At 76.7% G+C, this 23,747-nt stretch carries 12 protein-coding genes and 1 pseudogene; 5 read left to right on the plus strand and 8 right to left on the minus strand.

Annotation, left to right across the window (positions count from 1 at the left end; genetic code table 11):
- Positions 1-55 precede the first annotated feature (55 nt).
- Together ACVWNX_RS22005 and ACVWNX_RS22010 are read left to right on the plus strand one after the other, a co-directional pair.
- Positions 56-2,320: a CDP-glycerol glycerophosphotransferase family protein gene (locus ACVWNX_RS22005; protein ID WP_454409268.1), complete on the plus strand. Its 2,265-nt coding sequence runs from the start codon at positions 56-58 to the stop codon at positions 2,318-2,320.
- Positions 2,317-4,236 (plus strand): glycosyltransferase family 2 protein, encoded by a 1,920-nt coding sequence (locus ACVWNX_RS22010; RefSeq protein ID WP_454409270.1) that lies wholly within the window; start codon positions 2,317-2,319, stop codon positions 4,234-4,236. The genes ACVWNX_RS22005 and ACVWNX_RS22010 overlap by 4 nt, the downstream gene beginning before the upstream one ends.
- A gap of 82 nt (positions 4,237-4,318) precedes the next feature.
- On the opposite strand, the gene ACVWNX_RS22015 is transcribed toward ACVWNX_RS22010, so the two are convergent.
- The 7 genes and pseudogenes from ACVWNX_RS22015 to ACVWNX_RS22045 all read right to left on the minus strand — a co-directional run bounded on the left by ACVWNX_RS22015 (position 4,319) and on the right by ACVWNX_RS22045 (position 13,966).
- Positions 4,319-5,209 carry an NAD(P)-dependent oxidoreductase gene (locus tag ACVWNX_RS22015; RefSeq protein ID WP_454409272.1) on the minus strand — a complete coding sequence of 297 codons (891 nt, stop codon included), beginning with the start codon at positions 5,207-5,209 and terminating at the stop codon, positions 4,319-4,321.
- Between the two features lie 203 nt (positions 5,210-5,412).
- Positions 5,413-6,471, minus strand: coding sequence for a UDP-glucose 4-epimerase GalE (gene galE / locus ACVWNX_RS22020; protein ID WP_454414880.1), 1,059 nt, complete (start codon positions 6,469-6,471; stop codon positions 5,413-5,415).
- Positions 6,472-6,740: 269 nt separating this feature from the next.
- Positions 6,741-8,381, minus strand: coding sequence for a glycosyltransferase family 2 protein (locus ACVWNX_RS22025; protein ID WP_454409274.1), 1,641 nt, complete (start codon positions 8,379-8,381; stop codon positions 6,741-6,743).
- Between the two features lie 338 nt (positions 8,382-8,719).
- Positions 8,720-9,877: pseudogene (locus ACVWNX_RS22030) on the minus strand (glycosyltransferase 87 family protein); the annotation flags it as partial.
- A gap of 270 nt (positions 9,878-10,147) precedes the next feature.
- On the minus strand, positions 10,148-11,200 hold the full coding sequence (locus tag ACVWNX_RS22035; protein ID WP_454409275.1) for a carbohydrate ABC transporter permease: 1,053 nt from the start codon (positions 11,198-11,200) through the stop codon (positions 10,148-10,150).
- Positions 11,197-12,555, minus strand: a complete 1,359-nt coding sequence (locus ACVWNX_RS22040) for a carbohydrate ABC transporter permease (RefSeq protein WP_454409277.1) — start codon at positions 12,553-12,555, stop codon at positions 11,197-11,199. The genes ACVWNX_RS22035 and ACVWNX_RS22040 overlap by 4 nt, the downstream gene beginning before the upstream one ends.
- A 7-nt stretch (positions 12,556-12,562) precedes the next feature.
- Positions 12,563-13,966: an ABC transporter substrate-binding protein gene (locus ACVWNX_RS22045; RefSeq protein ID WP_454409278.1), complete on the minus strand. Its 1,404-nt coding sequence runs from the start codon at positions 13,964-13,966 to the stop codon at positions 12,563-12,565.
- A gap of 458 nt (positions 13,967-14,424) precedes the next feature.
- Between ACVWNX_RS22045 and ACVWNX_RS22050 the strand changes: the two genes are divergently transcribed.
- Entirely contained in the window at positions 14,425-15,873 is a 1,449-nt protein-coding gene (locus ACVWNX_RS22050) for an FG-GAP repeat protein (protein ID WP_454409280.1), read from the plus strand.
- Positions 15,874-16,240: 367 nt separating this feature from the next.
- On the opposite strand, the gene ACVWNX_RS22055 is transcribed toward ACVWNX_RS22050, so the two are convergent.
- Complete coding sequence (locus ACVWNX_RS22055; protein WP_454409281.1) at positions 16,241-19,420, minus strand: FHA domain-containing protein; 3,180 nt, start codon at positions 19,418-19,420, stop codon at positions 16,241-16,243.
- 1,054 nt (positions 19,421-20,474) lie between these two features.
- On the opposite strand from ACVWNX_RS22055, the gene ACVWNX_RS22060 reads away from it, so the two are divergent.
- Both ACVWNX_RS22060 and ACVWNX_RS22065 read left to right on the plus strand, forming a co-directional pair.
- Positions 20,475-22,271 (plus strand): serine/threonine-protein kinase, encoded by a 1,797-nt coding sequence (locus ACVWNX_RS22060; protein WP_454409282.1) that lies wholly within the window; start codon positions 20,475-20,477, stop codon positions 22,269-22,271.
- Positions 22,272-22,408: 137 nt separating this feature from the next.
- Positions 22,409-23,641 (plus strand): serine/threonine-protein kinase, encoded by a 1,233-nt coding sequence (locus tag ACVWNX_RS22065; RefSeq protein WP_454409283.1) that lies wholly within the window; start codon positions 22,409-22,411, stop codon positions 23,639-23,641.
- Positions 23,642-23,747 lie beyond the last annotated feature (106 nt).

A 23,747-nucleotide genomic window follows, 5' to 3' on the forward strand; every position in this document is an offset into this window, starting at 1 on the left:
GTCCGAAGGGGACGAGGTCCGGGAAGAAGAGGTCCGGACGACGAGGAGGCACGTGGTGACGGATAACGGCAACGGTCCGGTGCGGGGCGCGGCGGACGCGCCGCCCCGGCTGAGCGTGGTGGTGTACGGCAGGAACACCCAGGGGCACCTGGAGGACGCCCTCGCGGGGCTGGCGGACGGCCCGGACGCGCCCGTCGAGGTGATCGTGGCGACCACCGACGCCGCCGCCCACCGGCTGGCGGAACGGTTCGCCGCGCGGGACCCCAGGATCGTCCCGCTGCCGCTGCCCGACGGCACCCCGGACGCCGCCGCCCGGGCCGCCGGGGCGGACCGGGCCACCGCGCCCTGGCTGCACGCGGTCCCCGCCAAGGACCGGCTCCCGGCGGGCGCGCCCCGGGCGGTGGCCGAACTCGCCGCCGCCCAGCCCTCCGACGTGGACGTCCTCCTCCTCGACCACGTCCACTCCACCTGGCGCGGGGTGGGCCACCCGTCCCCCGACGGCACCCTCCTGGCCCGCGCCGGAAGCGCCCCGCTGCCCCTCGCCGACTGCCCGGACCTGCTGGAGGCCACCCCCCTGCTCGGCACCCGCGTGGCGCGCACCGCGCTGTGGCGGGCCCACCCGGAGTGGGCCGGGGCCGACCCGGAGTTCCTGGCGTACGCGCTCCTCGTCCGGGCCCGCCGGATCGCCGCCCTCGACCTGGTCGCCGTCGAGGACCGGCGGCTGCGCCCCGCGAGCCTGCCGCCGCCCACCCCCGACGGGCGGTACGCGGTCGTGGAGCGGTACGAGGAACTGCTGCGGCTGCTGGACCGCGACGGCGCGCCGTCCGCCGTCCGGGACGCGCTGTACGGGGTGATGGTGCGCGAGCTGCTGCGGACCGTCGCGCGCGGCGAGGGGCCCGAGCCGGTGGCCCGGGAGTTCTTCCGCCGCGCCGCCCTGGCCACCGTCCGCCACCGGCCGCCCGGCCACCGTCCGCCCGACGGCCTCGACGGGGTCCGCTACCGGCTGCTGGCCCGGGACGCCTACCAGGAGTACCGGGTGGTGCGGGGCGTCAACCACAAGCGCCGCGAGGTCCACGGCGAACTGCGGCGGCGCGGTCGCCGGGCCGCCGCCCGGCTGCGCGACCACCGCTACCGGCGGGACCTCGACCGGCCGGTGGAGCGGGACCTGGCGGTGTTCTCCGCCTACTGGGACCGGGGCGTCGCCTGCAACCCGGCGGCCGTCGCCGCGCAGCTGGCCGAACTGGCGCCCGACGTCCGCCGGGTGTGGGTGGTGGCCCGGGGCCGGGTGCCGCTGCTGCCGCCGGGCACCGCGTACGTGGTGCCCGGCACCCCCCGCTACTGGGAGGTCATGGCCCGCGCCGGGTACCTCGTCAACAACGTCAACTTCCCCGGCGCGGTGGTCAAACGGCCGGACGCCGTCCACCTCCAGACCCATCACGGCACCCCGCTGAAGCGGATGGGCCTGGACCAGCTGGAGTACCCGGCCGCCGCCAAGGGCCTCAACTTCCGGGCGCTGCTGGCCCGGGTCGACAAATGGGACTACAGCGTCTCCGCCAACCCCCACTCCACCGAGACCTGGGAGCGCGCCTACCCCTCCCGGTACGAGTCCCTGGACCACGGCTACCCCCGCAACGACGCCCTGTACCGCGCCACCCCCGCCCGGATCCGGGAGATCCGCGAACGGCTCGGCATCCCGCGCGGCCGGACCGCGTTCCTCTACGCGCCCACCCACCGCGACTACGAGGCGGTCTGGACGCCCCGGCTCGACCTCGCGGCGCTCGCCGACGACCTCGGCCCGGACACCGTGCTGCTGGTGCGCGGCCACTACTTCTACGGCGGCGCCGGGGCCCCCGCGCAACTCGCCGGACTGCGCCGGGACGGCCGGGTCGTCGACGTCTCCGCGTACGAACCGGTGGAGGACCTCCAGCTCGCCGCCGACGGTCTGATCACCGACTACTCGTCCCTGATGTTCGACTACGCCAACCTCGACCGGCCGGTGGTGATCTACGCCGACGACTGGGAGACCTACGCGCGGACCCGGGGCGTCTACTTCGATCTGACCGCCCAGGCGCCCGGCCCGGTCGTCCGCACCCAGGACGAGCTGACCGAGGTCATCCGCTCCGGCGCCTGGCGGGACGCGGCCTCCGCGAAGACCCGGGCCGCCTTCCGCCGCCGGTTCTGCGCCTACGACGACGGCCGGGCCGCCGAACGCGTGGTGCGCCGGGTCTTCCTCGGCGAGGCCGGGGCGGAGCTGCCGCCCGTGGTCCCGGTCGACGAGCGGCCCCCCGTCCCCACCCCCCAGGAGGCCGACGCCACATGACCCCGCCGGACGCCACCGGACCCGACACCCCGCCGCCCCCGGACGCCCCCTCGCCCCCCGGCGGCCCGGACACCCCCTCGTCCGCCGTCGGCCCGACCCCCGACGCGAGCCCGGACACCGCCCCCGGCACCGGCGTCACCCCCGACGCCGCCCCCGGTACCGGCAACGGCCCGGACACCGCCCCCGACGCGAGCCCGGGCACCGCCCCCGCCCCCGCCCCCGGCGCCGTCACCGACGCCGCCGGTCCCGCGCCGCGCTCCCCGTACGCCGTGCGCACCGCCACCGCGCCCGCCGCGCCGGACGTCACCGTCACCGTCATCGTCCACGACGACGCGGCCCGGCTGCCGCGCGCCGTGGAGTCGGTGCGCCGCCAGACCCACCGGAACGTCGAGATCGTCATCAGCGACGACCACTCCACCGACGACACCCCGCGCGTCGCCCGGGAACTGGCCGCCGCCGACGACCGGATCACCGTGCTGCGGCTGCCCGCGAACAGCGGCGGGTGCAGCGCCCCCCGCAACCGGGCCCTGGACATCGCCCGCGCCCCGTTCCTGATGTTCCTCGACAGCGACGACGAACTGCCGCCGGACGCCGTCGCCACCCTGCTCGCCGCGCACCGGGAGCGCCCGGTGGACTTCGTGATGGGCGCGGTGGAGCGGGTGCGCACCGACACCGGACGGGTGTCCACCTGGATGCCGCACCTGGTGGCCGAACGGCGCACCGTCCCGGGCATCGCCGCCGAACCCCGGCTGCTCTTCGAGCACCTGGCGACCAGCAAGATGTACCGGGCGGACTTCCTCGACCGGCACCGGCTGCGCTTCCCGGAGGGCATCCACTACGAGGACCAGCTGTTCTCCGCCCAGGCGTACGGGCTGGCCCGCGAGTTCACCGTGCTGACCGACCCCGTCTACCGCTGGTACGTCACCCCGCACGCCGCCGCCGGTGCCGCCTCCATCTCCAACCAGCGGCATCTGCTCGGCAACGTCCGCGACCGGGTCCGCGTCCAGCGGCTCATCGACGCGTTCCTCACCGAGGCGGGCCACGGCGGGCTGCGCCCCGAGAAGGACTACAAGTTCCTCAAGCACGACTTCCGGATGTACGCGGGCGACCTCCCGTACCGCGACGACGCCTGGCTGGCCGCCTTCGCCGACCTGGTCAACCCCTATCTGGCGACCCTCGCCCCCGCCGCGTACGCCCGGCTGCCCCGCGCCGAGCGGGTGGTGCTCCAACTGGTGCGGGACGGACGGCTCGCCGAGGCGCGGGTGGCGGCCCGGGGGCTCGGCCAGGGCGTGGCGCCCCGCACCGTGACGGCGGGCCCCGGCGGCCGGGTCTACTGGGGCGACCGGGTGCCCGCGTCCTCGACGGGCCGCCGCGAACTGGACCTCGCCGACCAGCGGGTGGACACCAGCCCGTTCCCCAGCGCCCTGTTCCGGCACGAGATCCTCTCGCTGCGCCGGGCCCCGGGCGCCGCCGTGGACCTGGTGGTCCGCACCTACGACCCGGGGCTGCGGCTGCCGGTCGGGCCGCAGGCCGCGACGCTCGCGGTGGCGCCCGGCGGGGGACGGCTGGAGGTGCCGTTCCGGATCGACCCGGTGCGGCCGGGGGTGTTCGAGGGCCGGGTGCGGCTGGACCTCGCGGCGGCCCCCGTCCCGCTGCGTGGCTTCCCCGGGGTGCGGCACCCGGTGCTCGTCCTCGCCCAGCGGGGGCTGCGCAACACGGGACTGCTGCTCGCGCCGCTTGGTTTCGCCCCGCTGCGGGCCCGGATCGACTACCGGCACGGGCTGGCCCCGCACCTGGTGACCGTCGAACCCGAGCCCCGGGGCGCGGGCCGCCTCCAGATCGGCTGGACTCCGACCGGCGTCACCGCCCGGGTGACCCGCCCGGTCGCCGGCCGGGTGGCACCGCTGCTGCGCTGAGCCCGTGAGCCCGTGAGCCCGTGAGCCCGTGCGGACCTGTGGACGTGAGCCCGCGCGCCCGCGCGCCCGCGCGGACGGACGGTCAGACGGCCGTCCGGTCCACGGGTCCGCGCAGCACCTCGGTGAGCGCGGAGACGCTCTGGTCCGCGTACCCCGCCTCGGCGGCCCGGCGCACCAGGTCGTTCATCGGGGCCAGCCAGGCGGTCTCCACGCCCAGTTCCCGGCCCAGTTCCTCGTCGTGGGCGGCTCCGGCGAGGAACAGCCCGACGGTGGACTGGGGGTCGGAGTAGTCGCGGGCGTCGATCTCCCGGGCGTAACCGGGCAGCAGGTCCTTGATCATGTCGAGCCACTTGCCCGCGAAGCGGACCATCGAGGCGACGGGCAGTCCACGTGCCTGGACGGCGGCGGCGCCCTGGAAGAACCCGGTCAGGGCGGGCAGCAGGATCGCCCCCACCGCCATCTCGTAGAGCGCGGCGAGGTCGGGCTCCGCGCCGAGGAACACGGTGTCGCCGCCGAGCGCCTCCAGCACCGGCCGGTGCGCGTCGAACACCGCCCCGTCCCCGCTGTAGTAGAGCAGCGTCCCGGCGGCGCCCACGGCCGGGGGCACGTCCTTGACGGCCCCGGCGAGGAACCGGGCGCCGTGCCCGGCGGCCCATCCGGCGGTGGCGCGGGCCCCGGCGGGGGAGCCGCTGTTGAGGGTGACGAGGTCCCGGCCGCGCAGCGCCCCGGCGGCCGGGGCGAGGGCGGCACGGGTGTCCTCGAAGGTGGTCAGACAGGTGACGACCAGGGGGCTCGCGGCGACCGCTTCGGTCACCGACGGGGCGTGCCGCGCGCCCTTCGCCACCAGGGGCGCGGCCTTGTCGGGGGTGCGGTTCCACACCACGGTCGGATGACCGGCGGCGAGGAAGGCGGCGGCGAGCGCCCGGCCCATCAGGCCGAGCCCGACGACGGTGACCGACTGTTTCGCGGGCATGCTTCACTCCACTGCGCTGGGGGCCGGGCCCGCGGAAGCGCGCCCGGGCGTCCGTCCGGCGCGGTGCGCGGCCTGGACGGCGTCCCACCAGGCTCGTCGCCGCCCGCCGTCCCCACAAGTACCGACTATCCGGTGGGATACGCACCCTGAGGTCAGTGCCCGTCAGTGCCCGTCAGTGCCCGTCGGCTTCAGCCGGTGGCCCGTCAGCGCTGGCGGGCCCCGTGCGCGGTCCGCGCGCCGCCCCGGGCCGGGCCGTGTCCCGCCAGTTCGCGGTCGCGCCGCCGGTCGGCCTCGGGGTGGTCCCGCAGCCAGCCCGCCCAGGCCGAGGTGACGATGTCGTCCAGGGTGCGCCGGGGGCGCCAGCCGAGGACCTGGGCGGCCCGGTCGATCCCCGCGACCAGCCGCGCGGGGTCACCGGCCCGGCGGGGCAGCACCTCCGGGGTGAGGTCGCGGCCGGAGGCGGCGGTGAGCGCGGCGATCGTCTCCCGCACCGAGACGCCCTCGCCCCGGCCGATGTTGAGGGTCAGTCCGGCCCCGGTGCCGTGGGAGCCGCTGAGCCGTCGCGCGGCGGCCACATGGGCCTCGGCCAGGTCCGCCACATGGACGTGGTCCCGGACGCAGGTGCCGTCGTGGGTGGGGCGGTCGGCGCCGAAGACCTGCGGCGGCAGCCCCTCGGAGAGCCGGGCCATCACCCGGGGGACGAGTCCGGTGCCGGTGGAGTCGGCGAGTTCGGGGACGGCCGCGCCCGCCACGTCGAAGTGGCGCAGCGAGGCGGTGGCGATGCCGTGGGCGCGTCCGGCGGCCCGCACCATCCACTCCCCGGCGAGCTTGGTCTCCCCGTAGGGGCTCACCGGCTGACAGGGGGTGTCCTCGGTGATGAGGTCGGCGGTGGGCGCCCCGTACACGGCGGCGGAGGAGGCGAAGACGAACGAGGACACGCCCGCCGTGACCACGGCGTCCAGCAGCACCCGCAGCCCCTCCACGTTCTCGTGGTAGTAGCGCAGCGGCCGCTCGGCGGACTCCGGCACCCGCTTGCGGGCGGCGAGGTGGACGACCCCGGTGATCCGGTGGCCGCTGAGCGCCCGGGCGACCAGCTTGGGGTCCAGCGTCGAGCCCACGACCAGCGGCACTCCGTCGGGTACGCGCTGGGCGTTCCCGGCGGACAGGTCGTCGTAGACGACGGTCCGCTCGCCCGCCGCGCGCATCGCGCGGACGACATGCGCCCCGATGTAGCCGGCACCGCCGGTGATCAGCCAGGTCATGGTCTGCTCGGTCACCCTGTCCTGTGGTCGTGCGCGCAGCGGAGTGGGCGCGGAGGTGTGCGGGGGAGGGAAAGGATCGCACGGACGCGCGAAGGGCGTTCACGCGTCCGGGGCGCAGTCTGTCAGAGCGCGCCGCCGCCGCGCTGTGCCGTGGGACAACGCGTCACCGGATTCCCCATATTCTGACTTCGCGTCAATAGGCCGCGCAAGAGCCCTCTTTGGGGCACCCATGGCTGATGTGGCGGTGGTGCGGTGGTGAACAGCGGTGCTCAGGAGGCTGGTTGGGCCCGTTCGGTCCGGTTCCGGAGGAGCGCGCGGAGTCCCGGCAGCCGGGCCGCCCGGCGGCGCAGCACCCCTAGCGCGCCGCCCGGTCCGCGCGCGATCCGCACCGCCAGCGCCCCCGCGTGGGTGGCGTACGGCTGGACGAGCAGCACCCCGTGCCGGACGTTCGGCAGCACCCGGCGGCGCGGCGGACCGGGGTCGCGCACCGCGTGGGCGGTCACCTCCCGCCCGGAGCCGTCCGGGAACCGCAGCCGCACCCGGAGGTCCCAGGTCCCGTCGGCCAGCCCCCGCAGCGGCACCGGCGCCTCGGCCGTCCAGGCGGTGCCGTCCGGCTCGGGGGCGAACACCGGGACGCACCGGGCGCCCACCCGTCCGGTCAGCCGGTCCCGGAACTCGGCCTCCGCGTCCGGGGGCCCGGCCGCCGCCACCCGCCCGTACAGCTCGTGCAGCCGCAGCCGGAGCACCGTCCCCCGGGCCCGGGGGAGCAGCACGGCGTCCACCGCGAGCGGCAGCGTCCGCAGCGGACGGACCAGCACCCGGCCCAGCGGGGCGGGCGTCGCCGCCGACCAGACGGGGGTGCCGTCGGCGGCGCGTACGTAGGGCGGCAGCAACCGGGCCGGACGGGCGGCGAGTTCCCGCACCCGCTCCAGGTCCCGGGGCTCCGGCGCGGTGAGCACCACCCGGGCGAGGATCCGCCCGGGGCCGTCCACGGGCTCCAGGTCGGCCGGGTCGAACGTCTCCAGGTAGGCGCGGGTGCCCTCCCACCAGCGCGCCCGGTACTCCGGGGTGCGGCGGTCGAGTTCCCGGGCGTACAGCCGCAGCGACAGATCGAGGAACGCGGCCCGGCTGGCCCGCGCCAGGGCGGGCTGCCCCGCCGCCCGCAGCACCTCCACCGACTCCCGGTGCGCCCGGACGCGGGCCTCCCAGTTGCCGACGCCCGCCCGGTCCAGCGAGATCGACGGCCGGGCCGCCGCGCGCCGCACGTGCCAGACGTACACCGCGTCGGGGACCAGCGCGATCCGGGGCCCGGCGGCGAGCACCCGGGCGCCGAACACGAAGTCCTCGTAGGGGTAGCGCCCGTCGGGGAAGCGGACGCCGTGGGCGCGCAGGAAGTCGGCGCGGTACAGCTTGTTGACGCAGAGCGTGTCGCGGACCAGCTCCGGGCGCTCGGCGGGGTGGGCGAGGACGGCGGGCGCGGCGGGCGGCGCGTACAGCCTGGGCCGCCAGGGGCGGTCCGGGCCGTGCGGCAGCTCCCGGCGCACGCAGAGCCCCGCCGCCACCTCGGCGCCGTGTTCCCGGGCGGCGGCGAGGAGCCGTCCGGCGGCCCGGGGCGGCAGCACGTCGTCGCTGTCCAGGAACATCACGTACGGGGCGGTGACGACGGCGAGGCCGTCGTTGCGGGGGGTGCCGCAGCCGCCGCTGTTGACGGCGCGGCGCAGCACCCGCAGCCGGGGTTCCCGGGCGGCCAGCGCCTCCAGCAGCCCGGGGGAGCCGTCGGTGGAGGCGTCGTCGACGGCGACGACCTCCCGGACGGCGGGCCCCTGGTCGAGCGCGGAGCGCACCGCGTCGCCGAGGTGCCGGGCGTCGTCGTGGCCGATGACCACCACGCTCACCTGGGCGTGGTCCACACGGCTCCCCTCGGGTCCCCGGTCGCGGCCCCGGTCCCGGTCGTGGCTCCGGCGGCCGGGCCGGTACGGGAACCACCGGCTCCGGGTCCGGCGGCCGTACTCGCGCGGGCTTCGGCGCGGGGGCCCGTTCCGGCTTTGGGGCCCGTCGCCGTTCCCGTCCCGGCTCCGGCACCGGCGACCGTCCCGGCTCCGGGGCCCGTTCCCGCACCCGTACCGGCTCCGGCACCGGCGCCCGTACCGGTCGTGGCTCCGGCGGGCGGGGCCGGGACGGAGACGGCGGTCCCCGGACGGACCGTGCCGTCGTCCGCCGGACGGACCGTGCCGTCGTGTGCGGGGCGGTCCGCGTGACCGTCGGGCCCCGGGGTGCCCGGCCGGGGGCCGGTGGTGGCCCGCCACAGCCGTCGCAGTGCCAGGACGGCCGCCGCGACCAGCAGCCCGTTGCGCAGCAGCATCAGCAGACAGCCCGGCCAGGTCGAGCCGATCACCTCCCCGTACGCCATCGGGTAGACGACCGTGCTCACCGCGGTGGCCGCCACCACCAGCGCCGCCACCGGCCGCTGGGTGGTGTGGCGCGAGGTGAGGCACACCGCCGCCAGCCCCAGCAGCCACACCATGTACTGGGGGCTGATCACCCGGCTGGTCACGGTGAACAGCAGCACCGCGCAGAGCGCCGCGTCGAACGCGGTCGCCTCCGTCCAGCGCCGGGCCCGCAGCCGCCACGCCACCAGCAGCAGCGCCGCGACGGCGGTCAGCGCCAGCGAGACCACGGCGACCAAGGTCACGTACGGCCCGGTGAACTCCATCGCCCCGTAGCGGTAGTGGACGGTGCCCCGCCAGCCCGCGTGCCGCGCGAAGCCCAGCACGGTGCCGCCCAGCGACTCGATCTGCACCCCCCGCGCGCCCTGTTCCCGCAGGAACCCCAGCGGCTCGCGGAAGGTGACGGCCAGCAGGGTCAGCAGCAGTCCGCCGGTCACGGCGGCGGCCGCCCAGGTCCGGCGGGTGACCCGGCCGGGCGGGGTGCCCAGCAGCACCAGCCCCGGCCACATCTTCACCGCCGCGCCCACCGCCGCGCAGGCCCCCGCCAGCCGGGGCGTCCGGGCCAGCGACAACAGGCCCACCACGGCGAACGCGGTGACCTGGACGTCGTAGCGGGCCAGCGGCAGATGCAGCATCAGCGGCAGTCCGAACAGCCACAGCCGGGCGCCGCCGATGCCGCGCCCCGGACGGGTGCCCGCGCGCAGCAGGGCCGCCAGCACCAGCGCGTCCGCGAGCAGGGTGAGCCCCACGAACGCCTCGAAGTAGCTGACCCCCGGCACCAGCGCGGGCGCCAGCAGCACCGGTCCGGCGCCCGGCGGGTACTGCCACATCGGATCGCCCACCGGGAAGCTGCCCTCGGCCAGTCGTCCCGCCCAGTGCGCGTACAGTCCGTACACCTCGCGGGGGACCCCGCCGGAGCCCAGCAGCCCCGCCCCGCTGTGGACCAGGACGAGGACCATCGCCGCCCGGGTGACGAGCCAGCCGACGGCGTACGCCAGGGGGAGGTGACGGCCGGGCGCGGCCGTCGGGAGGACCGGGGAGCCGTCGGAGCCGCCGGTGCCGTCCGGCGCGGTCGTCTGAGTGGTCATCAACGGGAGCGTATTTCCCGTAACGGGTGATAACCCGGCAATTCCCTGGTGCGTCGCGCGGCCGTCCCCCGTACGCGGGGAGCCGGGCGTTCCCCGGTACGCGGGGGAGTCGGCCGTCCCGTGTGCGCGGAGGGCCGGGGGCTACTTCACCGCCCCGGCCGTCACCCCCGTCACGAACTGCCGCTGGAAGGCGAAGAACACGGCCAGCGGGATCACCATGGACAGGAACGCCCCGGGCGCCAGCACGTCGATGTTGTTCCCGAACTGCCGCACCTGGGACTGGAGGGCCACGGTGACGGGTTGGTTGGACGCGTCCGTGAAGATCAGCGCGACCAGCATGTCGTTCCACACCCACAGGAACTGGAAGATGCCGAGGCTGGCGAGGGCGGGCCCGCCGAGCGGCAGCACCACCCGGGCGAACAGCCGCAGCTCACCGGCGCCGTCCAGGCGCGCGGCCTCCAGCAGCTCCCGGGGGAGTTCCGCGAAGAAGTTCCGCAGCAGGAACACCGCGAACGGCAGCCCGAACCCCACGTGGAACAGCACCACCCCGGTCACCGACCCGAACAGTCCGATGTCCCCGTAGAGCCGGGCGATCGGCAGCAGCGCCACCTGCACCGGCACCACCAGCAGGGCGACCACCCCGAGGAACCACCAGTCGCGGCCGGGGAACTCCAGCCAGGCGAAGGCGTACCCGGCGAGCGCCCCGATCACCACCACCAGCACCGTGGCGGGCACGGCGATCAGCACGGTGTTCAGCAGCGCCTCGGTGATCGTGGAGTCGTCGAGCAGCCGGGTGTAGTTGTCGACGGTCAGCCGGGCGGGTTCGGTGAGGACGGTCCACCAGCCGCCGCCCTCCGCCAGGTCCTCCGTCCCGCGCAGCGAGGACAGCAGCAGCCCGACCGTCGGCACCAGCCAGAACACCGCCGTCACCAGCAGGAACACCCGCACCAGCCCACCGCTCACAGCCCGCGCCAGCCGCGCCGCGACCGGAGTCCGCCGGGCCTTCGCCGCGACCCCGACCCGCCGGTCCCGCGCCGCGTCCGGGGCCGGGCCGGGGGAGTCCGCCACACCGGACGGCCCCGCGACGACCGCCCCGGCTGCCCCAGCCCCGGACTCCCCCGAGACGTCCGTCCCGGAGGCGGGCTCCCCCGAGGCGCCGGTCCCGGAGGCGTCGTCGGTTCCGTCCGCTCTCATCGTCCGCCCTCCCGTCGCAGCCGTCGGATGTTGAAGACCATCACCGGGATCACCAGCAACAGCAGCACCACCGAGATCGCACTGGCCACCCCGGGTCTGCCGTCGCTGAACGCCGACCGGTACAGCTGGAGCGCCAGCACGTTGGCGTCGTCCTGCGAGGAGCCGGGGGCGATGACGTAGACGAGGTCGAAGACCTTCAGGACGTTGATCATCAGCGTCACCAGGACCACCGCGAGCACCGGGGCGAGCAACGGCACCGTGATCCGGCGGAACACCTGCCACTCCGTGGCGCCGTCCACCCGGGCCGCCTCCAGCAGCTCCCGGGGCACGCTCGCCAGCCCCGCCGCGATCAGCACCATCGCGAAGCCCGCCCACATCCACACGTACGAGACGATGACCGCCGGGGTCACCAGCGCCGGGCCCAGCCAGTCGACCCCCCGGTAGGGCTCCCGGAAGTTGTCGGCGGGCAGCCGCAGCAGCGCCCCGTCCGCCTCCTTCGGCAGGGTGAACGTCCCGTCCGCCGCCGCCTCGGTCCGGGCCACCACCGTGCCGTCCCGCACCGCCTCGATCCGCATCCCGGGATAGCCCGACTCCCCGCCGTCCACCCCGTTCAGGGTGCCCACGCCCTCGCCCCGGGTGAAGTCCTGCCAGGTCGTCCCGGTCACCTTCGCCGGGTCCGCGGGGGCCGCCCGCGCCGCCTTCGCCCCGTCCGGCATCAGATCCGGGGCCACCCCCACCAGCGGCAGTGCCACCGGCTCGCCCGCCCGCACCGGCTCCCGGGTGACGAACGCCCCGCCGCCCGCCTCGCGCAGCGGCGACTCACGGCCCGGGTGCGCCTTCGGGAACGCCGACGACGCGGCGAACGTGTCGTGGACGCCCACCCACACCGCGTTGGCCACGCCCCGGTCCGGGTCCTGGTCGTACACCAGCCGGAAGATGATGCCCGCCGCCAGCATCGAGATCGCCATCGGCATGAACACCACGAGCTTGAACGCGGTGCCCCAGCGGATCCGTTCGGTCAGCACCGCGAAGACCAGCCCGAGGGCGGTGGCGACCGCCGGGGCGCACACGATCCAGAACACGTTGTTGCGGAACGCCGTCCGGACGCCGTCGTCCGTGAACAGCTCCCGGTAGTTGTCCAGCCCGGCGAAACCGCCGCCGGAGTCCCCGACGAAGCTGCGGACCAGCGAGTACCCGACCGGGTAGACCACGAGCGCGCCCAGTAGCACCACGGCGGGCAGCAGGAACAGCGCCGCCACCGCCTTGCGGGTGCCGAGCGCCCCGCCGCGCCGTGGGGGCCGGACGGGCACCGGGCCGGAGCCGGAACCGGTGCCGTCCGTCGTCGCCGACGTCATCGCCGGATCAGTCCTCGTACGCCCGGTCCGCCGCGGCCTCCAGTCTCCGCTGCGTCCCCGCCACGTCGTCCGGGTCCTTCAGGAAGTCCTGGAGCTCCTTCCACATCCCCTTGCCCGGGGTGCCGCCGAACGCCTGCGGGGTCTGGTCCGACAGGTCGAACCGGAAGTCGTCGCCCGCCCCGATCAGCGCCTTCGCGATGTCCCGCTGCACGTCGTTGGGGTACGCGGCCGGGTCCAGGTTCTTGTTCGGGGAGAGGAAACCCCCCTCCTCCGCCCACACCCGCGCCGCGTCCGGGGAGGCCAGGAACGTCAGCAGGGCCTGGCCCGCCTCCGACTCCTTCAGCAGGACCGCCGCGTCACCGCCGCTGACCACCGGCGCCTCGTCGCCGACCGCCGGGAACGGGAACACCTTGGCGTCCGTGCCGACCTCGGCCTTCGCCTGGGCGATGTTGACGCCGACGAAGTCCCCCTCGAAGACCATGCCCGCCTTCGGCTGGTCGCCACCGGTGAAGGTCTGCTCCACCGAGCGCGGGAACTCCGTCTGCAACGCCCCGTCCGCGCCGCCCGCCAGGTAGTCCTCCTCGCCGAACAGTTCGGCCAGGGTGGTCAGGGCCCGCTTGACCGAGGGGTCCGTCCACGGGATCTCGTGCCGGGCCAGCCGGTCGTACTCCTCGGGGCCCGACTGCGACAGGTACACGTTCTCGAACCAGTCGGTGAGCACCCAGCCGTCCGCCCCGCCGACCGACACCGGGGTCACCCCGGAGTCGTACACCGTCCGCGCGGTCGCCAGGAACTCGTCCCAGGTGGCGGGCTCCTCGGCGCCCGCGTTCTCGAAGACCGCGGTGTTGTACCAGACCAGCGACTTGTTGGCGGCCTTGAAGTACACCCCGTACTGCTCGCCGTCGACCGCCCCGAGGTCCTGCCAGCCCTGGGCGAAGTTCTTCGCGAGCTGCCGCTTGGCGTCCTCGCCCACCGGCTTGGCCCACTTCCGCTCCACGGCCTGCCGCACCGCGCCGACCTGCGGGAGCAGCGCCACGTCCGGCGGGTCACCGCCCGCGATCTTCGAGCCCAGGAAGTTGAGGACGGGGTCCTGCGCGGGGACGAACGTCACCTCGGCGCCCGTCCGCTCCTCGAACTCCGCCAGCACCTTCTTGAAGTTCTCCTGCTCCGGCCCCGTCCAGACCGCCGCGACGTCGAGCTTCTTCCCGTCCAGGTCCGGCAGCCGCAGACCGGACGCGTTCCGGTCCCCGCCCCCGTCCTTCCCGCCCGAGCCCTCCCCGTCGCCGCCGCAGGCGGCCGTCACCAGTGTCAGCGCCCCGGCCACGGCGACGGCGGCGAGCCGTCCCGTACGGCTGGCGGGCCGGAGCCGACGGTCACGGCGGCTCCCGGTCGTCCTGTCCGTGCTGCGCATCACTGCCCCGTCCTCCTGACGCGCCGTGGCGCGTGCTCGCGAACGCTCCCGTGGGCTCTGTGTACGCCGGGGCGGTTCGCCCGACAAGGGACCCAACGCCCCGAACTCACCGATCGTGACGCCCTCGTGACGTACCGCCGACACGCGCCGCCCCCGCTGACCCGTCGCCCGGCAGGCCCCCGACGCCCCCCGTACCCACCCGCCCAGGGGGCGCCCCGAAGGGGCGCGCGGAACGGCGCGAGCAACCCACCACCACGGAAAGCCGGACGAAGAACCGGCGGAAGCGAACGCCCGGTTCCCGAGCCGGACCACGCACCCCACCCGGAACGCACCCGAAGACGCGCGGGGAACGGCGGCCGTCGCGTCGCACAACTCTTCGCCCGTCCCGTGAGTCACACCCCCGGACGCGGTGGACGCCTTCCGCCCCGCGTCCTCTTCTCCGACCAAGGGAGTTACCCGTGCGCGTACGCACCCTCGCCGCCACCGCCGCCGTGGCGGCGCTCACCGCCACCGGTCTGACCCTGCCGCTCGCCGGGAGCGCCTCGGCCGCCGCCGGGCCCGCCGTGGCCCCGAGGTTCGACTTCAACGGGGACGGATACGCGGACATCGCGGTCGGCGTGCCCAACGGCACGGTGGACGGCAAGGCCAAGGCCGGGTTCATCAGCGTGATCTTCGGCGGCCGGGAGAGCCCCAGCTCGTCCACCGGCGTCATCAGCCAGAACGAGCCGGGCGTCCCCGGCACGGCCGAGGCGGGCGACCGCTTCGGCTCCTCCGTGGCCCCCGTCGACGTGGACGGCGACGGCGTCCACGAACTCGTCGTCGGCGCCAGCGGCGAGTCCCTCACCTCCGACCAGGACAAGAACGAGGGCACCGTCACCGTCGTCCGCTACGGGTGGAACGTCCAGGGCACCGTCGTGGCCAAGGGCACCTCCTGGTACAGCGCCGTCGGCCACACCCTCGCCACCGGCGACTACGACGGCGACGGCGACACCGACCTCGTGTACGGGGAGAAGGGCGAGGAGAGCGGCACGCTCCGGTTCCGTCCCGGCCCGCTCACCGCAGCCCCGGTGACCACCACCTCCCTGCGCGGCTACCCCCTGGGCGGCGCCACCCGCGCCCTGGCCACCGGCGACTTCGACGGCGACGGGCGCGACGACCTCGCCACCACCTGGCGGGCCATGGAGGACTCCGGCACCTTCATCACCCGCTGGGACGACCGGGCGAAGCCCGCCCAGTGGTGGACCGACTCCGACCGGGGCGAGGCGCTCGCCGCCGCCGACTTCGACCGGGACGGCACCGACGACCTCGCGGTCGGCCTCGTCCAGCCCCACCCCGAGGTGGGCACCACGCGCTGTGCCGACCGGTCCGGCGGCGCGGTGCTGCTGCTCAAGGGCTCGAAGAGCGCGCCGTTCGGCACCGCGCACGACTGCTTCACCCAGTCCAGCCCGGGGGTCGGCGGCGCCGCCGAGGCGGGCGACGACTTCGGCGCGGCGCTCGCCGCCGGTGACCTCAACGCCGACGACCGTCCGGAACTGGTGGTCGGCGTGCCCGGCGAGGACGTGGGCAGCCTGAAGGACGCGGGCGGATACGTCGTCATGAACGGCACCGCCCAGGGCCCCCGGGGCGGCCAGGCCCGCAGCCAGAGCACCCCGAACGTGCCCGGCGCGGCCGAGGCGGGCGACCGCTTCGGCGCCCAGGTGACCGTCGGCGACCACAACCTCGACGGGCTGTGGGACACGGCGGTGAGCGCGCCCGGGGAGAACGCGGGCGAGCGGTACCCGGGCGGCGTCTGGTTCGCCCCGAGCAGCGCCACGGAGCAGAACCCGAAGGGCAAGTCGCTGACCCCGTTCGGCTTCGCCCTGCGACCCCACACCGCCACCGGGTACGGGGAGGTGCTGGGGGGCTGACCGCGTAGGCCGCGCGCCGGTGCCGCGCGGGGCCACGGCCCCCGCGCACCGGCCCACCGGCTTGACCGGCCCACCGGCTTGACCGGCCCACCGGCTTGACCGGCCCACCGGCTTGACCGGCCCACCGGCTTGACCGGCCCACCGGCTTGACCGGCCCACCGGCTTGACCGGCCCACCGGCTTGACCGGCCCACCGGGCGGCCCCGGGCTCTGGCCGTCCCGGTGCCCGGGTGCCGGGGACCGCCGTCCGGCCGAAGCGGCCGGTCGGCTCGCGCCCCCGGTACGAACCGGCCAGCGCCCCCGGTGAATCCGCCGTGCCGTCCGGCTCCGTTCCCGGCCGCGAGACAGGGGTCCACGCGAGCGGGGCCCTACAGCAGCGAGGGAACCGCCTCCGCCGAGACGGAGCGGGCGGCCCGTTCCACCGCGCTGGCCAGCAGGGCCAGGTCGGTGGGCCCGTTGCCCAGCTCCCGTACCGACCGCTGGGCGGGCGGGTCGCCCATCCGTTCCCACTCCACGACCACCACGGTGGGCCGCAACGTCGCCGTCCGGGGTATCCGTCCGGTGACCCGGCCCCCCTGGAACGCCACCACCCGGCCGTCCGGCGTGCGCAGCGACCCCCGCCCGGGACCGGGCTCCTCGGGGCCGACCCGCACCGCGTCCAGGACGACCCGCGCCCCGGCGCGCCGCGCGGCCTCGCTCGCCTCGACCCGGGCGCCGCCCGTCGTCCCCGCGACCAGGTGCACGCCCAGCCGCTCGCCGTCCCGGGCGACCGCCTCCAGCGCCCGCACCACGGACCCGGCCGAGGGCCGCCCGGTGGAGCCGAGGGCGGGCGAGAGCAGCGCGTCGAAGTCGTCCACCACGACCACCAGCCGGGGCAGCGCGGGTCCGGGCGCGGCGGCGCGCTGCCGCGCGGGCCGCAGCCGCAGGGTGGAGCTGGGCGGCGGGTCGAGGTCGCCCGCCCCGGACTCCTGGACGGGCGACAGCGGACCGCGCTGGGCGACGACCCGGCCGCCCGGCCGCTCCCCTTGGTGCCACTGGGCGAAGTCCAGCAGTCCGACCAGTTCGGCGCGGCGCTTCAGCTCCGCGCTCAGCGCCTGGGCGAACTCCCGCATGCGGACCGGGTCGTGGGCCTCCAGATGGGTGGTGACGTGCGGGAGTTCCCCGCAGACGGCGAGTCCGGCGCCGGGCGGCGGCGCGGTGGGCCCCCCGGTGGTGTCCCGGCCGTCGACCAGGATCAGGGAGAGCCGGTCGGGGCGTTCGGCCGCCGCCAGCGAGGCGGCGACGGACCGCAGCAGCTCGGTGCGCCCGCTGCCCGCCGGGCCCTCCACCAGCAGATGGACGCCCTCCCCGACGAGGTCGATCCCGACCGGCCCCCGGGTCCCGGCGCCGAGGACGGCCCGGGCCCGTCCGCCCGCGGCCTCCGGGTCGTCGGCGGCGTCGGCCCAGCGGGCCAGCAGGGAGGCGGGGGTGGCGCGGGCCAGCCCCAGTTCGTCCAGCAGCCGTGCCGACGGGGGCAGCGGCGCCGCGCTGCGCGGACCGCCGACGCCCTCCGCGCGCAGCGGGGCCAGCGCCCGGGCGAACCGTTCGGCCCAGGCGTCCGACACGGCGTCCACCGAGGCCGTGGTGCCCTCGCCCGCGACCCGTCCGGCGGCGGTCCGCACCAGCCGGACCTCGGTGGCCACGTCCCCGCTGAGCAGGGCGACGGCCCCGCACCCGGCGACCGCGGGCTGTGCCGCGACGGCCGCCGCGTACCCCTCGTGGAGACCGGGCGCCGGGGTCCCGGCGGGTCCGGTGGCGGTGGACGCGGGCAGCGCGGCCGTCTCGGCCAGGCACACCACGTGCACCCCGGCCGCCGGGCCGTGCGCGGTCAGCCGGGCCACCGCCTCCCGGGTCGCGGGGGTGCCCGGGTCCCCGTCCACCACGAGCACGGTGAGCACCGCGTCCGCCGGGTCGTCCCCGGTGCCGTCCGGGGCGTCGAGGAGCCGGGTCAGCTCGGCGGCGCGGGCGGCGGCCTGGTCGGCGTCGTAGGCGAGCAGCAGCCGGCAGTCCTGGCCCCGGCCGGGACGGGTGTGCGGCAGCCAGCCGAGCCAGGCCCACTCGGCGATCCGCTCGGCCACCGGCCGGGAACGGTCCGCGCCGAGCAGCACGATCTCCAGGGTCTCCGGCGCGTGCAGCGCGGCGAGCTGGGCGAGGACCGCCCGCGCCGCCCCGGTCAGCCGGGGCCGGGGCCCGGCGAGGCCCAGCGCCCCGACCTCGCGCAGCGCGACCGTCACCGGGACGCCCGCGAGGACGCCCGTACCGCCCGGGGCGGGCCGGTCGGTGGTGCCGAGCCGGACGGTCAGGGCCTCGGGGTGCTCGCGGTCGCGTTCCCACAGCCGTGGGCCGGGACCGAGCGCGGTGAGCAGCAGGGCCGCCGGGTCCGGCCACAGTTCGGGGGTGGCGGCCGGGTCGACGGTGAAGGTCCCCTCGCCGTACCCGGTGACCTCGTCCGGTCCGGCCGTGACCCCGTCGGGCCGGACGGCGCCCGGGAGGTCGTCGTCGGCGTACGGGTCGGTGCCGTGGTCCGCGCCGCGCCCGCCGCGCAGTCGCCGCGCCCACGCGGACAGCCCGCCCCGGCGGCGTCCCTCCGCCCGTCCGGAGCCCGGGTCGTACCCGGGGCCGGTACCGAAACCGGTGCTGAAATCGGTGCCGGTGCCGGTGCCGTGCTCCGGGACGCCGGGGCCGAGTCCGGGCCCGGTTCCGACGTCGGCGGGGTGCCCGTCGGGGGAGGGCGCGTGCGGGGACGGCGGCGGCCACGCGGTGGTGCCGTGGCCGGGTCCGGCGGCCGGTCCGGGGGCGGCCGGTCCACCGCTCCGGGCCCTCGGGACGGCGGCGGCCGGAACGCCGTCCGCCGGTTCCTCGCCGCCCACCTTGACGAAGCCCTCGCCGTCCGGCGCGGTGGGCAGCGGGGCGGGGGACTCGCGGGGGTCGGCGAGCCGCAGCGTGGACTCCCCGAGCCGCAGCGGCGCCCCCGGTTCCAGGGGGACGGGCCGCTGGCCGAGCGCGGCGCCGTAGAGCCGGGTGCCGTTGGTGGAGCCGAGGTCCGCGACGGTCACCCGGCCGTCCTCGGTGAGGGTGACCGCGCAGTGCAGCCGGGAGACGTCCGGGTCGTCGAGGGGGATCTCCGCGTCGGCGGAGCGGCCGATCCGGACCGGTCCGCCGTGCAGCAGGTGCACCCCGCCCGCGTCGGGTCCGCCGACCACCCGCAGCTGGGCGACGGCGCCGGTGGCGTCCGCGCCGGGGTCGGGGGGAGCGGCGGCGGGGGCGCCGAGCGACAGCACCGCCCCGTCGATCAGCGGCGGCTCCCCGATGACGGCCCGCTGCGGATCGAGCCGCCGGGTGCCCGCGTAGAGGCCCACCGGGCCGTCGCCGCCCGCGACGGCGGAGACGAGACCCGAGGCCACGGCGGCCAGCGGGGTGCCCCCGGGCGCGGTGACCAGGACGTCCCGCGCGGTGGCGCGCCCCGTGCTTTCGGGGCGTGTCCCGAGGACGGTCAACCGGATCTGCATCGCCGTCAGCGGTCCCTTCTGCGGACGGCCCGGCACGGATCGAACGGATCGACCGGGGGCCGTGCTGTGATTCCCCCCACCGCGCGGCGGGCACGTAGACCAGTACGGGGGCATCCTCGCACCTGCCACCGACAACACGCCCGGCCGCCACCGGTTCGTGATCTTGATTGGCTGGCTCTGCTCGGAAAACTTCCTGTTCAGTGCCCCTACCGCATCGTCACGTGCCCGTTGCCGCCCGGTTCGCGCCCGATCGTGTTCGATTGACGTTCCTCCGGACTGTTTTCCGGTCTCCGTCCGTTCTCCGCGCCCTCCGTTCTCCGCGCCGTCCAACCGCCGCGCCGTCCGTCCGCTGTGCCCAGGTCAACGGCGGCCGGTGGCCGTCCGTCCGCCGTGCGCGGGTGGCTGTCCGTACGTCCGCGCCCGCGCGGACGCGGAGAAGCGCCGGAGCGTGCCGCCCGGGAACCGGCGGACCGGGAGCAACCATCCGGACCCGGACGCACGTCTCACCACAGGGCCGCCCCCGGGCCGCCCCCGGCCGGTGAACGGGACGCGGACGCCTGCCGCCCGGTGCGGTCCGGGCCCCCGGATACCCCGGAAACCGGGCGGGAAGGACGGTCGGCACTACAGTGGTGCGGAGCGCCCGGCGCCCCCGGGCCCCCGGCCGGGCCCGCGCGGCACCGGAGACGGGGGCGCGGCGGACCGGGTCCTCGGTACCCCGTGGAGCCGGACGGAGCGGTCCGGATGACGCGGGGCGGACCCGGGTAGTCCGAAGGGGGCCGGGGCCGCCGAACGGTTCCGCCCGACCGGTTCCGACCGGTCACGGCACGGGCCGGACCGGTACACCACCCATAACGTCCGACCCGGAGCACCCGCCCCCGACCACCCGCCCCGCAGGACACCCGACCACCCCCACCACTCAGACACCCCAGACACCCCAGACACCCCAGACCGACGGTCCGACCGGACCGGGAGGCCGACACCCGACCGACCAGCTCGGCCGGACCGAACCAGAGCCGGGCCTCCAGGGCCCCGAGCGGAGCAAGGAGCGCATGACGTGCGGCCGGTAGGAAGCAAGTACCTCCTTGAGGAGCCGCTCGGACGGGGTGCCACCGGCACCGTCTGGCGGGCGCGTCAGCGCGAGACGGCGGGCGCCGAGGCGGCCGTCCCCGGCCAGCCCGGCGAGACCGTGGCCATCAAGGTCCTCAAGGAGGAGCTGGCCAACGACTCCGACATCGTGATGCGCTTCCTGCGCGAGCGCTCCGTCCTGCTCCGGCTCACCCACCCCAACATCGTCCGGGTCCGCGACCTGGTGGTCGAGGGCGATCTGCTGGCGCTCGTCATGGACCTGGTCGAGGGCCCGGACCTGCACCGCTACCTGCGCGACAACGGCCCCTTCTCCCCGGTCGCGGGCTCCCTGCTGACCGCGCAGATCGCCGACGCGCTCGCCGCCAGCCACGCCGACGGGGTGGTGCACCGCGACCTCAAGCCCGCCAACGTCCTGCTGCGGCAGGAGCACGGCGAGATGCACCCGCTGCTCACCGACTTCGGCATCGCCCGGCTCGCCGACTCCCCGGGGCTCACCCGCACCCACGAGTTCGTGGGCACCCCCGCCTACGTCGCCCCCGAGTCGGCGGAGGGCCGTCCGCAGACCAGCGCCGTGGACATCTACGGCGCCGGGATCCTGCTGTACGAGCTGGTCACCGGGCGGCCCCCGTTCTCCGGCGGCTCCGCCCTCGAAGTGCTGCACCAGCACCTCAGCGCCGAGCCGCGCCGCCCGTCCAGCGTCCCCGAGCCGCTGTGGACGGTGATAGAGCGCTGCCTGCGCAAGAACCCCGACGAGCGGCCCAGCGCCGAGGGCCTCGCCCGGGCCCTGCGCACCGTCGCCGCGGGCGTCGGCGTGCACGCCACCTCCGCGCAGATCGCCGCCGCCGAGGGCGTGGGCGCGCTGCTCGCCCCGGACCCGGCGCCCACCGCCGTCCCCGAGGTGCCGGGCGCCGCCGACCCGACGGCCGTGCTGCCGCACACCGGGGCCCCCGCCCCGTTCGACGGCGTCCACGACCCCCAGGCGGCCACCAGCTTCCTCCCGTACGCCCCGGGCGGCGTCCCCGGCGCGGCCGACCCGACGGCGGTGCTGCCGAACACCGGCCCGCGCGGCGCCGCCGACCCCACCGCGGTGCTGCCGCCGGTCCCCGACCGCGCCCCCGGCGGACCCGACGACCCGCACCCCTGGCAGAACCAGCTGCGGGCCGCCCGCGACCGCAACGAGCAGACGCAGGTCCAGTACCTCGACCCGGACGAGGACCCGCTGCGCCGCCGCCCCCAGCGCCAGGTCGCCCCGCGCCCCCAGCAGCCCCCGCGGCAGCAGCCCCAGCAGGGGTACGCGCCCCAGCACCAGGCGCCTCCGCAGCACCAGGCACCCCAGCGTCAGGCCCCGCAGCACCAGGCCCCGCCGCCCCAGCAGTACGCGCCGCCGCCCCCGCCGCAGCCCCAGCGGTACGCCCCCGCCCCCGTGCCGGAGCGGCAGCCGCAGCACTACGCCCCGCCCAGGGAGCCCGCGCCCCGCGAGCCGCGCCCGCCGCGCGAGCCGAGGCGCAGCGCCAGCCCGATGCGGATTCCCGGCCTCGGCTGCCTCAAGGGCTGCCTGTTCACGGTCCTCATCCTGTTCGTGGCGGGCTGGCTGGTCTGGGAGCTCAGCCCGCTCCAGGACTGGATCGGCACCGGCAAGGGCTACTGGGAACAGCTCAGCGACTGGTTCGGCACGGTCACCGGCTGGTTCGCCGAACTGGGCGGCGACAGCGGCGGTGGGACCGGCGGCTCCGGCTCCGGCTCGGGCGGCGGCACCGGGAACTGACGGGAGCCGAGCGGTCCGTTACGACGGCCGGGTGCTGGAGACTTGTCGACATCCAGGGGGTGATTCCGCCCCGTGGTGTGCCGGTCACCGATCCGGCCGCGTAGTTTTGTCGCCAACACGCGTCCGTAGGAGCAGCCTTGGCACGGAAGATCGGCAGCCGGTACACCGCGAACCAGATCCTGGGCCGCGGCAGCGCCGGCACGGTGTGGCTGGGCGAGGGGCCCGAGGGTCCCGTCGCCGTCAAACTCCTGCGCGAGGACCTCGCGGCCGACCAGGAACTGGTGGGCCGCTTCGTCCAGGAGCGCACCGCCCTGCTGGGGCTCCACCACCCCAACGTGGTCGCCGTCCGCGACCTCGTCGTCGACGGCGACGACCTCGCCCTCGTCATGGACCTGGTCCGGGGCACCGATCTGCGCTCCCGCCTCGACCGGGACCGCAGACTCGCCCCCGAGGCCGCCGTGGCCATCGTCGCGGACGTGGCCGACGGGCTGGCCGCCGCGCACGCCGCCGGGATCGTCCACCGCGACGTCAAGCCCGAGAACGTCCTCCTCGACATGCGGGGCCCCCTCGGCCCCGGCGGCAGCCACCGCGCCCTGCTCACCGACTTCGGCGTGGCCAAGCTCATCGACGCGCCCCGCCTGGTCCGCGCCACGAAGATCATCGGAACCCCGGACTACCTCGCCCCCGAGATCGTCGAGGGCCTGCCGCCGCGCGCCGCCGTCGACATCTACGCCCTCGCCACCGTGCTCTACGAGCTGCTCGCCGGGTTCACCCCGTTCGGCGGGGGCCACCCCGGCGCGGTGCTGCGCCGCCACGTCACCGAGCGGGTCGCCCCGCTGCCCGGCATCCCCGACGAGCTGTGGCAGCTGATCGTCCAGTGCCTGGCGAAGGCCCCCGCCTCCCGGCTGCGCGCCTCGGAACTCTGCGCCCGGCTGCGGGAGCAGCTGCCCTCGCTGGCCGGGATGCCCCCGCTGGACGTGGACGAGCCCGAGACGGCGGAGGCGGACGGGTCCGCCCCGCCCGAGGAGGAGCCCGGGACGGACGGGGACGGCGGACCGCCGCCGGTGCGGCGCGGGGCCGTCCCGCTGGTCTCCGGGCCCGCGCCCGACTCCAACCGGGACACCCACACCAGCATGCGGGTGCCCGAGCCGGACGAGCTGGACGGCGGGGCGCACGGCACCGCGCGGGTGCCCCGGACCCCGGGGGCGCCCCGGCCCGGTTCGGCCCGCAACCGGGCGGCCGTCACCCGGCGCCGCCGGGTGGTGCTCGGGGCCGCCGCCGCGGTGCTCGCCGCCGCGGCCGGACTGACCGCCTGGGCGGTCACCGACGACACCCCCGCCCGCCCACCGGGCACCTCCACCACCCCGTAGCCCCGGCCGCGCCCCGCCCCGGGCCCCCGGCGGGCCCCGCTCCCGCCCGGGGCGGGCCCCGCTCCCGGCCCGGGCGCCCGACGGGCCCGGCGGGGGACCCGAGCGG

Source organism: Streptomyces sp. JNUCC 64 (assembly GCF_054484115.1).

What these genes read in the sequence shown, in the direction of transcription:
- ACVWNX_RS22010 (WP_454409270.1), top strand. Translation starts at nt 2,317, where the DNA reads ATGACCCCGCCGGACGCCACCGGACCCGACACCCCGCCGCCCCCGGAC.
- ACVWNX_RS22015 (WP_454409272.1), bottom strand. Translation starts at nt 5,209, where the DNA reads ATGCCCGCGAAACAGTCGGTCACCGTCGTCGGGCTCGGCCTGATGGGC.
- galE (WP_454414880.1), bottom strand. Translation starts at nt 6,471, where the DNA reads ATGACCTGGCTGATCACCGGCGGTGCCGGCTACATCGGGGCGCATGTC.
- ACVWNX_RS22035 (WP_454409275.1), bottom strand. Translation starts at nt 11,200, where the DNA reads ATGAGAGCGGACGGAACCGACGACGCCTCCGGGACCGGCGCCTCGGGG.
- ACVWNX_RS22040 (WP_454409277.1), bottom strand. Translation starts at nt 12,555, where the DNA reads ATGACGTCGGCGACGACGGACGGCACCGGTTCCGGCTCCGGCCCGGTG.
- ACVWNX_RS22045 (WP_454409278.1), bottom strand. Translation starts at nt 13,966, where the DNA reads ATGCGCAGCACGGACAGGACGACCGGGAGCCGCCGTGACCGTCGGCTC.
- ACVWNX_RS22055 (WP_454409281.1), bottom strand. Translation starts at nt 19,420, where the DNA reads ATGCAGATCCGGTTGACCGTCCTCGGGACACGCCCCGAAAGCACGGGG.